At 68.7% G+C, this 15130-nt stretch carries 13 protein-coding genes and 2 pseudogenes; 5 read left to right on the top strand and 10 right to left on the bottom strand.

The features are described 5' to 3' along the window. The first annotated feature begins 47 nt into the window (after positions 1-47). Positions 48-398, top strand: coding sequence for a hypothetical protein (locus tag IRT45_RS13300; RefSeq protein ID WP_039778300.1), 351 nt, complete (start codon positions 48-50; stop codon positions 396-398). A 95-nt stretch (positions 399-493) separates the two neighbouring features. On the opposite strand, the gene IRT45_RS13305 is transcribed toward IRT45_RS13300, so the two are convergent. From IRT45_RS13305 to IRT45_RS13320, 4 genes are all read right to left on the bottom strand, one after another. Further along, complete coding sequence (locus IRT45_RS13305; RefSeq protein ID WP_194806148.1) at positions 494-1687, bottom strand: Dyp-type peroxidase; 1194 nt, start codon at positions 1685-1687, stop codon at positions 494-496. Continuing rightward, on the bottom strand, positions 1680-2210 hold the full coding sequence (locus tag IRT45_RS13310; RefSeq protein WP_194806149.1) for a copper chaperone PCu(A)C: 531 nt from the start codon (positions 2208-2210) through the stop codon (positions 1680-1682). The genes IRT45_RS13305 and IRT45_RS13310 overlap by 8 nt, the downstream gene beginning before the upstream one ends. Positions 2211-2597: 387 nt before the next feature. Next, entirely contained in the window at positions 2598-3155 is a 558-nt protein-coding gene (locus IRT45_RS13315; RefSeq protein WP_309240935.1) for a hypothetical protein, read from the bottom strand. A 103-nt stretch (positions 3156-3258) separates the two neighbouring features. Continuing rightward, on the bottom strand, positions 3259-3768 hold the full coding sequence (locus IRT45_RS13320; protein WP_194806150.1) for a GtrA family protein: 510 nt from the start codon (positions 3766-3768) through the stop codon (positions 3259-3261). A 101-nt stretch (positions 3769-3869) separates the two neighbouring features. On the opposite strand from IRT45_RS13320, the gene IRT45_RS13325 reads away from it, so the two are divergent. Further along, positions 3870-4670, top strand: a complete 801-nt coding sequence (locus IRT45_RS13325) for a helix-turn-helix domain-containing protein (RefSeq protein WP_194806151.1) — start codon at positions 3870-3872, stop codon at positions 4668-4670. On the opposite strand, the gene IRT45_RS13330 is transcribed toward IRT45_RS13325, so the two are convergent. Then, complete coding sequence (locus tag IRT45_RS13330; protein WP_194806152.1) at positions 4656-6425, bottom strand: FAD-dependent oxidoreductase; 1770 nt, start codon at positions 6423-6425, stop codon at positions 4656-4658. The genes IRT45_RS13325 and IRT45_RS13330 overlap by 15 nt on opposite strands. A 124-nt stretch (positions 6426-6549) precedes the next feature. Then, positions 6550-8007: an NAD(P)/FAD-dependent oxidoreductase gene (locus IRT45_RS13335; RefSeq protein WP_194806153.1), complete on the bottom strand. Its 1458-nt coding sequence runs from the start codon at positions 8005-8007 to the stop codon at positions 6550-6552. A gap of 235 nt (positions 8008-8242) precedes the next feature. Here IRT45_RS13335 and IRT45_RS13340 point away from each other — a divergent pair, with 235 nt between their 5' ends. After that, the gene (locus IRT45_RS13340; RefSeq protein WP_194806154.1) at positions 8243-9595 is read left to right on the top strand and encodes a wax ester/triacylglycerol synthase family O-acyltransferase; all 1353 of its coding nucleotides are present in this window, start codon (positions 8243-8245) and stop codon (positions 9593-9595) included. Between the two features lie 220 nt (positions 9596-9815). Here IRT45_RS13340 and IRT45_RS36800 read toward each other — a convergent pair. The 3 genes and pseudogenes from IRT45_RS36800 to IRT45_RS13350 form a co-directional block, all read right to left on the bottom strand. Beyond that, a pseudogene (locus tag IRT45_RS36800) lies at positions 9816-9923 on the bottom strand (cobalamin-binding protein); the annotation flags it as partial. Then, positions 9887-10366, bottom strand: coding sequence for an ATP-binding protein (locus IRT45_RS13345; RefSeq protein ID WP_194806155.1), 480 nt, complete (start codon positions 10364-10366; stop codon positions 9887-9889). The pseudogene IRT45_RS36800 and the gene IRT45_RS13345, both read right to left, overlap by 37 nt. A 6-nt stretch (positions 10367-10372) precedes the next feature. Continuing rightward, positions 10373-10732 carry an STAS domain-containing protein gene (locus tag IRT45_RS13350; protein ID WP_309240936.1) on the bottom strand — a complete coding sequence of 120 codons (360 nt, stop codon included), beginning with the start codon at positions 10730-10732 and terminating at the stop codon, positions 10373-10375. Positions 10733-11026: 294 nt separating this feature from the next. Here IRT45_RS13350 and IRT45_RS13355 point away from each other — a divergent pair, with 294 nt between their 5' ends. Together IRT45_RS13355 and IRT45_RS13360 are read left to right on the top strand one after the other, a co-directional pair. Further along, on the top strand, positions 11027-11413 hold the full coding sequence (locus IRT45_RS13355; protein ID WP_194806156.1) for a DUF1304 domain-containing protein: 387 nt from the start codon (positions 11027-11029) through the stop codon (positions 11411-11413). A 243-nt stretch (positions 11414-11656) separates the two neighbouring features. After that, a pseudogene (locus tag IRT45_RS13360) lies at positions 11657-12055 on the top strand (TspO/MBR family protein). Between the two features lie 87 nt (positions 12056-12142). On the opposite strand, the gene IRT45_RS13365 reads toward IRT45_RS13360, so the two are convergent. Then, positions 12143-14800, bottom strand: coding sequence for an excinuclease ABC subunit UvrA (locus tag IRT45_RS13365; protein ID WP_194806157.1), 2658 nt, complete (start codon positions 14798-14800; stop codon positions 12143-12145). Positions 14801-15130: the final 330 nt, after the last annotated feature.

Genomic DNA, 15130 nt, shown 5'->3' on the forward strand with positions numbered 1-15130 from the left:
ACTACGCCGTGTCGTTGAATCGGCGCCGATGATCTACGCTGTGAGCCATGACAGTGGTCTACAACCTGGTGGTCATCGCCCACCTGCTCGGTCTCGCCGCGGTGATCGGCGGATACGCCGCCGGCCGGCCGGCGGTGTCGCAGGTGATGCTCTGGGGTGCGCGAGCGCAGATCGTCACCGGTCTGATCCTGGTCGGAATGGCCGACAGCATCGATTCGCTCGACAAGAATCTCGACATGGCCAAGATCGTGGTGAAACTGGTCATCGCGGTCGCCGTGGCCGGCCTGGCCGAGATCGCGCACGCCGATGCCAAGCGCGGCAAGACCATTGCCTGGATGGCCGACGCCGCCGGACTGCTGGCCATCGCCAACGTGTTCGTCGCCGTGCTATGGCACTGAGCCGCGCGGCTCGACGGTTGCACTGAACCGCGCGGCATCCGGTGCGGTTCGGCATCGACTGCCGAACCGCATCGACTGCTCGCGCGGTTGCCCGTTCAGCCCTCCAGCAGGGTCTGGCCGAGATAGCCCTGCGCGTCGGTGATTCCCGGCGGAATCACGAACACCGCGGACCCGACGGGCGTGGTCCAGGTGTTCAGGGCGTCGAATTCGGCCAGGCGGCGCTGTACCGGCAGATACTGCGCCGCGATATCGCGCTGGTAGGCGGCGAACAACAACCCCGAATTCGAGGTGGTCCCCGGCGGCGGGGCATCGTCGTAGTTGTAGCCCCGCCGCAGGAAACGCTCGCCGTCGCTGGTGTGATGGGCCCGGGCGATATGCGCCGAGGGCGGAATGACCGGGATGCCGTGGGCGTCCACGGCCGCGAAATCCGGATCGTCGGATTCGCGGGTGCCGGTCAGTGGCGCCCCGGTCGCGATGCGCCGGCCCACGGTCAGTTCCCGTCCCTCGGGGTCGAGTTCGTCCCAGGTGTCCAGATTCATCGCGATCCGGCGCAACACCATCGAGGTGCCGCCGCGCAGCCACGGCACGGTCGCGCCGTCGTCCCACACCAGCCGATCGAGATCGGCTCCGGGAGCGATGTTGACCGTGCCGTCGACCTGGCCCATCAGATTGCGCATCGTCTGCCCGGCAGCAGCGTTGCGAAATCCGCGCTGGGTCCACCGCACCGTCACCAGGGAGGTGACGCTGCGCGACAGTGCCCGCACCGCGTGCGCCACCGTCGTCGCCTCGTCCGCGCAGACCTGCAGCAGCAGATCCCCCTCACAGAATGCGGAGTCGAGCCGGTCGATGGTGAAGCCGGGCAGTTGCGCGAGCCACTGCGGCCGGGCGGATTCCAGCCCTGCCACCGTGAACAGCCGCGGGCCGAATCCGACGGTCACGGTCAACCGGGCGGGCCGGCGAGCCAGCTCCGGTTCGGTATCGGCCAGCGTCGGTTCACCGGTCGCGAGCCGCGCCGCGTCCCCGGACCAGATGCGCAGCAACCCCACGAGGTCGGCCCGGCCGGTGCCGGGCCGCAGATCGAAGGCCACGAACGCCGCGTGCTGCTGCGGCGCGGTCGCGACCCCGCCCTGATGCGGTCCGTAGAACGGTTCGCGCGCGGTGCCCGGGTCGGCGGTCTCGGTATGGCGCGTCCAGCGTTCGGCGCCGAGGGTGAGCCCCGCGACGCCCGCCGCACCGGCCGCGGCCGCACTGCCGCCGAGTAGCCGCCGCCGTGAGAGCCGCTCAGCCACCGTGGGCGGCCGGGGCAGGTGAGTAGTTCTCCTGATTGCCCGCGAAGTCACGCACCTGCGCGGTGAAGGTGGTGCTGGTGCCGTCGGCGAACTTCACCGTGACCGGTGTCTGCGCTCCCGTGCGCAGCGGCGCCTTCAGATCGATGAACATCAGATGGTCGCCACCCGGCGTCAGTTTCGCGCTGCCGTGTGCGGGGATCGCCAGACCGCCGGCCTTGGGCCGCATCATGGAGGTGCCGTTGGACTCGACCACCTCGTGGATCTCCATCCGGGCCGACGCCGGGCTGGTCGCGTCGACGACGCGGATCTCGTGGTCGCTGTTGTTGGTGAAATTCGCGAACGCCGCCGACATCCCCGCATCGGCGGCCTTGATCCATTGATCGCTCACGCCGACCGAATTGGCGTCCGCGGCAGTGGACGTGCCGCCGGACGAACATCCGGCCAGCAGCAGCGGGATCGAGGCCGTGGCGGTGATCAGCAGGGCCGCCGACCGGTGCCGGCGCACGTGGGGGAGAGAGAACATAGGTGAACTCCGTTGCATGAGAAAAGGTTTCATCGGTAGAGAGCAGGTGGGTAGCGGACACACGCACCGCGACCGGGTGACCGCCCGCATCCGGACGCGTGCAGTTCTTCCGGCATCCGATCGACCCAGCCCGTGAACCCGCGGGCGGATGAGGGGATATGACCGGAACAGCACGGCGCGCGATCAGCGACCGGCGGCCACGCAGTACCCGTCAGTGGACAATGCGGGCGTGCCGACGACGACCCGACGGGCGCACCGAGGAATCGAGCAACCGCTTCCACATCGCGTGGGCGGCCGTCTGCGTGCCACACAACTCAGCTGTTGCCCGTCATCCGTGGCACAGGCCGAACCGGCGAGGCCGTGGACGGGTTCACCGATATGCCGGTATCAGGCCCACCCGGCGACGCGGTGCGAGGCAGCGAACGAACCGGTGAGGTGGGGCGGTCCGCGCCGCCCGGTGCCCGACGCCAGCACGAGTCGCCGCGGCGCGGTCACCGTATCCGGCACCGAGACGACGACCGGAGCGCCCGGGATGCCGAGGATGTGCGTGACGACGCCGACCGCGCGGCGAATCAGTGAAACAGCGCGTCGCAGCGTGGTTTCCGCACCGCGGACCAGGATCGCCCCACCCATCGTCGCCGCGAGGTGCGCGAGCAGCATGGGCGCGGTGATCAGCACGTCGTGGCAGTGGGGGGACAGCGTCAGCGCCAGATGGCCGAGCAGCTGCCCGATCGCGAGCAGGCCCATCAGCCGGAACAGTCCGGTGCGGGTGTGCGCGGCGAGGCAGCCGATCGCGGTACTCGCGGCGATGAGCATCATGATCGCCGCGGAGCCGGGGGACACCGTGCCGCCACCGAGGGCGTGGGCGGCGATACTCACCGTGCCCGCGGCGGCGCCGACACATCCACCACGCAGTCGCGTGGAAGGGTCGGCCGTTGCTCGCACCCGATCATGGTATCGGTGCCGGCCGGTGCGCTCGGCCGCCAGGTCCAGCGGTACACGCCCAGCGTGATGCCCGTCACCACTCGCGCTTTCGGCCCGTCCGGGGTCAGAGGATCTCCAGCTCGGCCTCGCGCAGATCCTGGGGAAAGACGAATCGCCGCAACGCCCAGAACCGGAACGCCATCGCCAGCAGCACGCCCAGGATCTGCCCGGTGATGAAGTTGGACACCGCCTGGGCGAACGGGCTGACGTGCGGTACCCGGATGTCGAAGACGTACAGCGAGATCGCCTGCGGAATCACCGTCACGCCCACCGCCAGCGCGCTGACGGCGAAGAACAGCGCCGCCTCGTGGCTGCGCTGGCGGCCGCCGCGGGTGTTGAACGACCATTCCCGGTTGAGGATGTAGGAGACGATCGTCGCGATGAGCACGCCGAATACGCGGGCGGTCAGCGGCTTGTCCGGCAGCACGGTCAGCTTGAGCGCGTACACCACTCCGGTGTCCACGAACCAGGTGATCGCGCCGACGACGGCGAATTTCATCAGCTCCCGATGGGCGAGCAACAGTGCCCGCCAGCGTTCGGGCAGCCGGTCCAGTCCAGCCTGCACCAACGACACGCAATCCACCCTAACCGCGAGCCGCGCGCCGGGCATCCGGACAGCGATCATGACTCGCGAGGTAATCGTCACGCCGACCGCACCCGCATACGATCGGGCAGGTGCCGACCCATACCGCCGGAGATCTGCTGCGCCACTGGCGTCGCACCCGCCGCCTCAGTCAGCTGGAGCTGGCGGGGCGTGCCGAAACCTCGACCCGTCACCTCAGCTTCGTCGAAACCGGACGCTCCACGCCGAGCCGCCAGCTGATCCTGCACCTCAGCGAGGAGCTCGATATCCCGCTGCGCGAACGCAATCGGATGTTGCTGGCCGCCGGCTACGCCCCGGTCTATGCCGAACCCGGATTGGATACCCCCACCATGGCCCCCGTCCGCACCGCGATGCGCCAGATCCTCAGCGGCTACGAGCCGTATCCGGCCCTGGCCGTGGACGCGCAGTGGAATATGGTCGACGCCAATTCCGGTGTCGCCCTGTTCCTCGACGGTATTCCCGCCGAGCTGCTGGCTCCGCCGGTCAACGCGCTGCGGCTGAGCCTGCACCCGCAGGGGCTGGCCCCGCGCATCCTGAATCTGGCGCAGTGGCGCGGACATCTGTTCGAACGCGTCGATCGCCAGATCGAGGCCACCGGCTCGGCCGATCTGGCCGCGTTGCGCACCGAACTGCTCGGATATCCCGGGGGCCGTGACGATCCCGGCCTGCCCGAACCGGATCAGGCCGTCGTCCCGCTGCGGCTGCGCCACCACGACGGCGAACGCGGTGACATCGACTTGGATTTCATCAGCACGATGACCATTTTCGGCAGCCCGATGAATGTCACCGTCGCCGAACTCGCGATCGAGTCGTTCCTGCCCGCAAGCCCGGAGACCGCCGAATTCCTGCGTCGCCGTTCACAGATCGAGTAGATGTGGCAGTCCGGCCCGATAGCGGTCGGCGTCGAGGCGTTTGAACGGCTCGAGTTCGGGCGGTGCGTACAAGGGGAACACCGCCGCCCGCGGCGACAAGTCACCGGCCGCGTCCAGCACCGCGTTGGCCGCCTTGCGTCCCGCCTCGCAGGCGCCCTCCATGGTCGCCAGATCGATGCCGGTGCGCACGTGATCGCCGCAGAAGAACACGTTGCCGATCGCCGAATGCGCCTCCGGCCGGTGGTCCCAGGAGCCGACGGTGTTCACCAGCAGCGGAGTGTCGTTGCGGTTGCCGCCCTCGTCGAAATGCACACCCGGATCGACGAACCACGAGTGCAGGTCGTCGTCGCGCAACCAGCCGGTGCCGGTATTGAGCCAGCGTTTGAGCTGCGCCCACACCTCTTGCACCACTTCGTCTTTCGAGCACTGCTTGGCCGGTTTGCCGTACAGGATGCCGGGGGTGTCCCAGTCCGACACGTCCGCGGACAGGCATTCCACCACCGTGCCGTCGCCGTAGCGGGCCGCGAAATCGCCGCGCCACATCGGCGCCTGGCGCAGTGCGGTGATCGCCCACGGCGAGCCGAGTGCCGCGATATGGCCTTCCGGCACGCCGGTGGGCTGCCGCAGGTAGAACTGCACGCCGACCATCCAGTCCAGTACCAGTTCCCGCAGTCCGGCCAGCGCCGGGTCCGCGGCGAGGATGTCGTCGTCGAGGATGGTGGCCGCGCGGTCGGCCGGCATCGCGCACACGTACCAATCCGCCTGTACCGCATGCCCGCTCACGTTCGCGCCGCTGATCCGGTCGCCCGACAGGCGCAGGCTCGTCAGGCCCGCGCCGGTGACGAACCGGACGCCCTGTCCGGACAGATGTGCTACCCACGGATCGATCCACGCCTCGTTGGTGGGGCCGTTCAGGATTCGATCCACCCCGCCGCGATATTGCGGCGCGATGCCGGCGCCCGCGAAAACCAATGCCTCCCCGATGGTTCCGATGGTGCGCGCGGAGCTGGTCTCCGATTTCGCGGCCACCGTGATCCGGGTCAGCGCCCGCGCGAGGTAATCCCGGTAGGCCTGCGACTTCCCGGCGGCTCCGACGGCGTCCATCCACGATCGGTACTCCCATTCGCCGAAGCGGCGTTCGGGGGAGCTGGTGAACCACATCATCATCCGGTCGCCGAAGAACGCCAGTTCCTGCGGCGGCAGTTGCGGGATGAAGCCGAATCCGGCGACGAGTGAATTGCGGATCCGATCGGGATTCAGTTCGCGCAGTCCGGCGATCTCGGTCGGCACCGTCACCGGCGGCAGATCCGGGAATCCGGCGACGGTGGACTCCACCCGGATCAGATTCCCCGCCACGCCGTTCGTGTTGCCGGGGAACGGGATTCGCGCCATCGTGTCCGGGACGTGCTGGTAGCAGCCCGGGAAGAACCGGAAGCCGTGTTCGCCCGGCAGGTCCGCGCGCCCGCCCGCGCCGGTGCCGGGCACGCTCATACTGCGTGCCTTGCCGCCGAGGGCGGTCGGCTCGTACACCGTGACCGCATAGCCGCGTTCGGCCAGTTCGTGCGCCGCGGTCAAACCGGATACGCCGCCCCCGAACACCGCCACCGTGCGTCCCGGGGCTGCCTGGCGGCGTATCGGATTCGCGCGCGCGGCCGTGGCCCACGCGCCGCTCGTCGCGAGGGCCGCGCCCGCTACCGCCGCCCCGCGCAGCAACTGCCGCCTGCCGAATCCACCCGCATCGTCGCGACCGGTCATGTCCACTCCTCGAATCAGCGAGCGGGACCGGCCCTGCGTCGATCCCGAAGCCCGAATTGCTGTGCCTACGAAGTCGTTTCACCGAAGCTCGGCAGTATCGAGGGCCCGCAGGCCGGCCCGCCCCTCATTTCGGCGCTGCCGCCGGCCACCGCGGCCACGCCGAACTCCACCGCGCCGCCTGCCGTTCCCGCCAGTCCTGCGCGCTGTCGCACACCTCGCGAATCACGGTGTCCACCACCGCGGTCGCCGGCGCGTGCGCCAGTGCCTGCAGCGCGAATTTCGCCGCCCGTGCCGGGGTGAGCAGTTCGTCAGGGGTCCGTGCCCGGGTCATCACATCCAGCGCGAGGCCCGCCAGGTTCGGGTCGGCCGCACCGGCGCGGTACAGCTGCACCTCGAGCGGTGACATCTCGGTGCCGCGAGCGAGCCGGTTGGTCCACTGGTAGATGGGCAGGCAGTCCTGTTCGCGCCGGTGTTCCCATCGGGTCAGTGCCCGGTCCAGCGCGGCCGCGTCGTCGAGTACCGGGGCGGCGTATTCGCCGAGCAACCGTCCGTAGCGCATCGCATCGCGCATGCCCTGTGCGGTGACCGGATCCTTGAAATGGCCGGCGTCGCCGGGCAGTGCCCAGCCCGGGCCGCTGGAGCGGCGGAAGTAGGAGACGATGCCGGTGGCCGAGCGCACCCGGCCGATCGGTTCGCAATCGGCCAGTCGCGCGGCGAGTTCCGGGATCGCGGCCACCATGTCGCGGTAGCGCTGCTCGGTCTGCCCGGCGGTGCGCGGACCGTGGGCGACCGGCGGCTGGATCAGCGACAGCACCGCACCGTCCTCGCACGGGAAGGCGGTTCCCAGAAGTTCCCCGGCCCGCCACTGTGCCGCCGTCGACCGCCATTCCGGGCGGCCGTCGCGCCAGTACGCGAAGTAGCACGCCCGCCCGCTGGGCTTGCTGCGGTACGGGTCCAGGGCACCGGTCAGCCGCGCCACGGTGGAGCGGCGCCCGTCCGCGCCGACCACCAGCCGGGCCCGGATCTCGTGGGTGGTGCCCGCGCGATCGACCGCGCGTACCCCGGCGACCCGGCCACCGTCGCGGAGGAGTTCGGTGACGCGCATCGATTCGTGGACGGTCGCCCCGGCCGCGCGTGCCGTGGAGACCAGGGCCGCGTCGAATCCGGTGCGCCGCACGCACATCGCGTAGTCGATGCCGTCCACGGCGGTGAACGGCGCCCGCACCACCTGGCCCGCGCCCGCGGCGAACGCGATTCGCAACCGGGGCGCACCGAGCGCCAGCACCCGCTCCAATCCGCCCAGTGCCGCCACCTCGGCGAGGCCGGCCGGCCACAGCAGGTGTGTCGAGAGGGTGTCGGAGGGGAATCGGGCCGAGTCCACGACGACGACGCGTCGCCCCGCACGGGTGAAGGCGATGGCCGCGGCCGAACCCGCGCAGCGCGCTCCGACGATCACGACATCTGCGAATTCGTCTGGTGAACAAGACAGTTCGATGGTGGCGTCCTGCGACGGAACTTCGCGAACGGTCGCGCGAGGGCTCGATTCGGTCGGCGAGCTGTCGGCAGGATCGTCGGTAGGCATCGGCTCCGCCTTCCGGGTCACTATGTTCGGACACTATGTCCTAATGAGAGAATGAAGTGACTCCTGTCACATTGTCAATATGTTTGGCGCGATTCTTCGCGGCAATTACCGACGCCTGAGCCGCCCGGGCCCGCTGAGACGCCGGATCACGCACCTGATCCGATCGCATCCGCGATGATCACCGGAAGGCGTGGCCACCCGGCCCGATCGGAAACGACCGTGATGAGGTACCGCGATGGTGTTGATGTCACCCCTGGACTCGGCATTCCTGCTGCTGGAATCGCGCGAACATCCCATGCATGTCGGCGGGCTCTCACTGTTCCGTCCCCCGGGGACTCGGCCGCGGTCGGCGCGGCAGTTGTACGAGGAATTGGTCGCGGGCAGCGGTCAACTCACCTCGGTGTTCCGGCGTCGGCCCGCGCGGTCGCTGGCGAGTTTCTCCGCGCTGCAGTGGGATCTCGACGACGAGGTCGATATCGACTACCACGTCCGGCTGCTCTCGCTGCCCACGCCCGGGCGGGTGCGTGAACTGCTGGAACTGGTGTCGATGCTGCACGGATCGCTGCTGGACCGCCATCGCCCGCTGTGGGAGGTCTACATCATCGACGGTCTCGCCGACGGCCGGATCGCGTTGTACACCAAGACACATCACGCGCTGATGGACGGTGTGTCCGCGGTCCGCACCTGGCAGCGGGTCCTCTCGGCCGACCCCGCCGCCCGCGACTGTGTGCCGCCGTGGCGCGCTCCCGGCCGCCGCGCGAAGGCCGCCCCACACACGTTGTTGCGCCGTTCGGCCGATGTGGTGCGCGCGGTCGGCCGCATCGGCACCGCCGTACCCGAATTGCTCTCGGGCGCTTACGAAATCGCGCGTGACTATCCCGAGCCGCACCCGTTCCGGGCACCGCACACGATGTTCAATGTCGCCATCACCGGTGCCCGGCGATTCGCGGCGCAGTCGTGGCCGCTGCCGCGGTTGCGCGCGGTCGGGGCGCGCACGGGGACGACCGTGAACGACGTGGTGCTGGCGATGTGCGCGGGCGCGTTGCGGCGGTATCTGCTCGCCGAACAGGCGCTGCCGGCCGAGCCGTTGATCGCGATGGTGCCGGTCTCGCTGCGCGGGACGGCCGAAACCACTGCGGGAGAGGGGAACTCGGTGGGTGCGGCATTGTGCGACCTGGCCACCGACGAATCCGACCCGGCCGAGCGACTCGCCCGCATCCACTCCTCGATGGCGCGGACCAAGAACACCATGTCGCGGCTGACACCGCTGCAGATCCTGGGGTTGTCGGCGGTCAATGTGGCGGGGCTGGCAACCGCGGCGCTACCGGTCCGCTTGCCGGCCGCCGCGCCGCCGTTCAACATCGTCATCTCCAACGTCCCCGGCGCCACCGAACCCCGGTACTGGAACGGCCTGCGTCTGGAAGCCGTCTATCCGGCGTCGATTCCCCTCGACGGGCAAGCGGTCAACATCACGACGATCAGTTCCGGCGGTGCCATGCATTTCGGCATCGTCGGGTGCCGCCGCAGTGTGCCGCACCTGCAACGGCTGCTGACCGGACTCGACGAATCCCTCACCGAACTGGAGTAGCTCGGCTGTGCGCGGCAACCTGACGCGACTCGATGGTCGGTCGCTCGATGATCGGGCGATGCGGGCGGTTTCGATGAGGGCGTCGGTGGCGGCGGCGAGAATCCGTCGCGCCCGCGGAAAGTCCTGCAACTGCCCGCCGAGCAGATCGATGACGGGAAACAGCGATGCCGCGGGCACGCACGCGCGCTCAGCACGCCCGCGGCCCAGGTGACGAAGGCGGTGACGGCAGGCGGGTTGGCAGCGACGACGACAGCAACACGGCACCGGGGCCAGTGTTGTGCAGATGCGCGATCAGGTGGCGCGTGGGCACCTGGGCATCCCGGAAATCGGGGATTCGGCGGTGAGCGAGACCACGAATTCGACTGTCGTGCCGTCGGTGCCCGAGATGACCCGGGTGCCGGGCATGAGGGCGTTCATCATCGGCAGACCGCGCCCGCGATCGACCGCCTCGTCCGCTCGCGGCGCGCGCCACGTCCCGCCGTCGGAGACGGTGATACGGATCGAATGCGCGACCGCGGCGTGCAGCACGACGGTCCGGCCGTCACCGCGATGCCCGCGCTCGACCGAATTCGAACAGGCCTCGTTGACGGCCAGCAGGAGATCGTACGCGCGATCCGGTCCGAGGCTCGTACCCGCCAGCCAGGCCCGCAGCAGAGCCCGCACCCCGAGCAGTTCCTCGGACCGGGCCCGGAATTCGATGCGCAGGTCCTCGAGTGACCGCTGTCCGCTGTTCGTCGCGGCCTTGTGATCTCCGCTTTCGGGGTGACGCATCCGATATCAGCCGTTCGTGTGGGTGACAGCGCTCGCGACGGCGGCATCGACGTCGTCGAAGAGTGCGAATACCGTCGACAAGCCGGTGACCTCCACCACGCGCCGCACCGGTCGCGGCGCCACCACCAGCACCCGGCCTGCCTGTCGCAGGGCGCGTACCAGCACATTCATTCCCGAGGAGTCGAAGAACTCCACACCGGACAGATCCACGATCAGCTGATCCGGTTGACGAGTCACAGCCTGCTGGACAGCCGTATCCAGCCGCGGCGCGGTATGCGAATCGACCTCACCGGTCGCGACCACCACCACGAAACCACCGACCGAGATCACCTCGGCGGTGCAGCCGCTGTGGCCTTCGTATCCCACGTGTTCACCCTTCCCTACACTCCCGGCACCCACATCCAGCCCTCACGAGTATGAATCGCGACGGCGGTACGGATGTGTGCAGGCACATCTGCGCAGGACGAACACCGCGATACTCGGCATAGTTCGCGGTGCCACGCGCGGCTGTGGTCTCAACCTCGCAAGATCACCGAGTGTAACGGCCGCTGCGCCTCACCGGGACACGCGTCGGGCGGTGCACGCCGAATCCGACGTGTCGCCGACATGTCCCGGCCGCCGCGTGGTTATATCGCGCGACGACGTTCACGGAGGTGTTCGGTGACGACAGCAGGTCTCATCCTCGCGTGCCTCGCGGCCGCGATCCACATCTACATCTTCTATCTCGAATCGGTGGCGTGGACGAAGCCGAAGACGCGGGCCATCTTCGGGCTGTCGTCAGCCGCCGAGGCGGAAACGACCAGACCGCTGGCCTTCAACCAGGGTTTCTACAATCTGTTCCTGGCCGTCTGCGTGATCGCCGGCACCGTCTTCTTCGCGGTGGGAGAGAAGACGATCGGCGCCACCCTGGTGTTCACCGGCGCCGGCTCGATGATCGCCGCGGGCCTGGTCCTGCTTCTGTCCAGCCCAGACAAGGCGAGCGCGGCCCTCAAACAACTGGTGCCGCCGCTCCTCGGCGTAATCGTTCTCGCGATCGGCCTGGCCTGACGCGTCCCGCCCCGGATCAGTCGGTGGCGCCTGTGGCGGAGATGCGCTCAGCGCCTGCCCGAACTATCCGCCACTTGCCCGCCGACCCCGGCCCGCCGCGGCAGCAGTCGTCGGCCGACGTCCGATACATGGGCGAAGTTTCCGTTGACCCTGTTTTTCGTTAGCGACGGCCGAGTCTGGGTAGGCCGAGGTGGACGTTCCCGGCTACCGCCGCCGCTTGCGACGGCCGGATCGGTAGCGACCATGACCGGCTCGCAGTGGTACCAGCGGCTGGACAAGCCACCTTCCAGCCACCGCCTGCGATCTTCCCGGTCGTGTGGACAGCCCTCTACGTCGATATCGCCGCGACGACCGCCCGGGCGCTCACCCACGCCGAGCCGAGCCGGAACCGGGCACTCCGCAACGCGCTGCTGCTCAACCTGACCCTCAACGCGAGTTGGAGCGGGGTCTTCTTCCGCGCACACCGCCTCGGCGCCTGCCACCGCCGTGGCGGCCGCCCTGACGGCGAGCAGCGCCGATCTCACCCGCCGCACGGTCGGGGTAGACCACGGCGGCTACCTGCTCGTCGCCTATCCGGTGTGGTGCGGCTTCGCTACCGTACTGAGCGGTGCACTCTGGCACCGAAACGCAGTGCGGTCGTGAATAATCGGCCCGCCGACGTTCCCGCCGTCACAGTCCGGAGAACTTCCGCGCGCGTCCCGAGTATCGAACTTTCGGGGGATCCGGGCGTCATCGCAGAGCTGCGGCGAGATAAGGGGCGGTGGCGCTGTACGGATCGGCGGCCGCCTCGGCCGGGGTGCCGGTGACGACGACACGGCCGCCCTCGTTGCCGGCACCGGGCCCGAGGTCGATGACATGGTCGGCCTGGATCACCACGCGCATATCCAGTTCGGCGACCACGACGGTATTGCCCGCGTCCACCAGTTTCTGCAGGTGCAGCATCAGCCGGTCGGTATCGGCCGGATGCAGTCCCGAAGTCGGCTCGTCGAGGAGATACAGTGCGTCGCCGCGATGGGCGCGCTGCAGTTCGGTGGCGAGCTTGACCCGTTGGGCCTCACCGCCGGACAGTTCGGTCGCCGGCTGTCCCAACCGGAGGTAGCCGAGCCCGACGTCGCACAGAACTGTCAGCGAGCGCAGGATGTCGGTGTCGCCGTCGAAGAACGCGCGTGCCTCGTCGACGCTCATCTCCAGAACCTCGGCGATATCGCGGCCGTGCCATGTGATTTCGAGTGTGCTCGCCTGGTAGCGGGTGCCGTGGCAGTCCGGGCACGGCGTATAGACGCTGGGCAGGAACAGTAATTCGACCATCACCCAGCCTTCACCTTCACATGTCGGGCATCGCCCGGACGCGACGTTGAACGAGAACCGGCCCGCGTTGTAGTGCCTGCGCCGCGCCTTGGGTGTACTGGCGAAACGGCGGCGGATGTAATCGAACATTCCGGTGTAGGTGGCGACATTCGAACGGGGAGTGCGGCCGATCGGTTTCTGGTCGATGCACACCACCCGGCGAAGATCGCCGACTCCACCGACGATCGCGCCGTCGACGGCCTGCGACTCCTCCGAGAGCAGCAGGTCGTCTCCGTCGTCGTCGGCAGTGACCACCGGATGGCCCAGACGCTCACCGACCAACGCGGGGAGCGCCTGACTGACCAGGCTCGACTTCCCGGAACCCGAGACACCGGTGACAGCGGTCAGGCATTTCAGCGGAAACGACACCGACACGTCACGTAAATTGTTGCGGCGCACCTTCTTCAGGCGCAACCATTCATCCGCCTGCCGCGGCGGCCGGGGTGCGGGCTTCTCGTGGCCGAACAGATAGCGACGTGTCGCCGACTCACCGACGTCGCTCAAACCTTCAGGCGGTCCGCTGTGCAGAACTCGGCCGCCGTCCTCGCCCGCGCCGGGACCGAGATCGACCAGCCAGTCGGCGGCGCCGATGATGTCGAGCGAGTGCTCGACGACGAACACGCTGTTACCGCGGCGCTTCAGACCCTCCAGGATCCCCAGCAGGGCGCCGCGGTCGCGCGGGTGCAGCCCCGCCGACGGCTCGTCCAGGACGTACACCACTCCGAAGAGCTGCGAAGAGAGTTGCGTCGCCAGCCGCACGCGCTGCAACTCGCCCGACGACAGGGTCGGTGTGCTGCGGTCCAGCGACAGATAACCCAGGCCCAGGTCGGTGACCGGCCGCAGCCGCTCGAGCAGCTCGGCGACCAAACGCTGTGCGGCAGCGCGTTTTTCGACCGACATATTCGGCGTGTTACGAACATCCGGCGCCGCATCGTGTGCAGAGCCGCCGGCCGCGACCCGTTTCTCGACCGCCGTTCGCCGGGCCGACTCGTCGAGGACAGCGTCGGAGCCGATATCGGTCGGGCGCCAGTTTTCGGCGAGTACCGACGACAACAGTTCGGCGAGGCGGGCCAGGGGAAGTGCGGAGAATTCGGCGATGTCGAGCCCTTCGAACGTCACCGACAGGGCTTGCGGTTTGAGTAGTTTGCCGTCGCAGGCCGAGCACACCGCACTGCGGATGAATCGGGATACCCGCTTCTTCACCGAGGCGCTCTTGGTATTCGCGAACGTGTCGAGGACGTACCGGCGCGCCCCGGTGAACGTGCCCTGGTAGCTGGGTTCCATCTTCTGCTTCAGCGCGCGGCGTGTCTGCGCCGGGGTGAATCCCGCGTACACCGGCACCGTCGGATGCTCGTCGGTGTAGAGGATCCAGTCGCGGTCCTTCTTCGGCAGGTCTCGCCAGGGCCGGTCGACGTCGTATCCGAGCGACACCAGGATGTCGCGGAGGTTCTGACCGTGCCAGGCCGGTGGCCAGGAGGCGATCGCCCGGTCCCGGATCGTCAGCGACGGGTCGGGCACCATCAGTGTCTCGGGTACCTCGTACACCCGGCCGATGCCGTGACAGGTGGGGCAGGCGCCCTGCACGGTGTTCGGTGAGAAGTCCTCGGCATAGAGCATCGGCTGCTTCGCCGGGTAGTTACCGGCTCGTGAATACAGCATGCGGACCAGGCTCGACAACGTCGTCACACTGCCGACCGAGGATCGGGCACTACCGCCGCCGCGGTGTTGCTGCAGGGCGACCGCCGGCGGCAGGCCCTCGATCGAATCGACATCGGGAACGCCGACCTGGTCGATGAGGCGGCGCGCGTACGGCGCCACCGACTCCAGATACCGGCGCTGGGATTCCGCGAACAACGTGCCGAAGGCCAGCGACGATTTCCCCGAACCCGAAACTCCGGTGAATACCACCAGCGCATCGCGCGGGATATCGACATCGACATCGGCGAGATTGTGCTCCCGCGCGCCGCGCACCTGTACGCAGGCGGCGACGTCGATCGGAGGGTCGCCTGGCGCCCGCTTTCGCGCGGAAGTACCTGTCATCACCTGGCCTCGTGTGGTCGAACCGGTGCCGAAGGGTGCTCTGATCTCATCGGTTACCCGGGACCGGTCGCTTCTATCGTCGGCACGATGCCCGCACGAGGCTCAGTCGTGAATGTCCGGCACCTACGACGATGCCCTCACAGCAAACTGCCGTGAGGGCATCGTCGCGAAACCTGGCGGCGATAAGCGTGTTATTTGCTGGGTGCCGGCTTGAAGGGGGCGTTGATGGTCGCGAAGTACTGGATCGCGGCGCCGATCGCGACCGGAGCGGTCACGAGGAGCTGGCCGGCGAGCACACCCAGGAAGCCGACGGCGGCGGCACCGGCGATG

The organism is Nocardia sp. BSTN01 (genome assembly GCF_015354405.1).
Taxonomy (GTDB): Bacteria; Actinomycetota; Actinomycetes; order Mycobacteriales; family Mycobacteriaceae; genus Nocardia.

Coding starts and splice junctions, on each gene's coding strand:
- IRT45_RS13310 (WP_194806149.1), bottom strand. CDS start 2,210: ATGTTCTCTCTCCCCCACGTGCGCCGGCACCGGTCGGCGGCCCTGCTG.
- IRT45_RS13300 (WP_039778300.1), top strand. CDS start 48: ATGACAGTGGTCTACAACCTGGTGGTCATCGCCCACCTGCTCGGTCTC.
- IRT45_RS13365 (WP_194806157.1), bottom strand. CDS start 14,800: ATGACAGGTACTTCCGCGCGAAAGCGGGCGCCAGGCGACCCTCCGATC.
- IRT45_RS13335 (WP_194806153.1), bottom strand. CDS start 8,007: ATGCCTACCGACGATCCTGCCGACAGCTCGCCGACCGAATCGAGCCCT.
- IRT45_RS13340 (WP_194806154.1), top strand. CDS start 8,243: ATGGTGTTGATGTCACCCCTGGACTCGGCATTCCTGCTGCTGGAATCG.
- IRT45_RS13330 (WP_194806152.1), bottom strand. CDS start 6,425: ATGACCGGTCGCGACGATGCGGGTGGATTCGGCAGGCGGCAGTTGCTG.
- IRT45_RS13345 (WP_194806155.1), bottom strand. CDS start 10,366: ATGCGTCACCCCGAAAGCGGAGATCACAAGGCCGCGACGAACAGCGGA.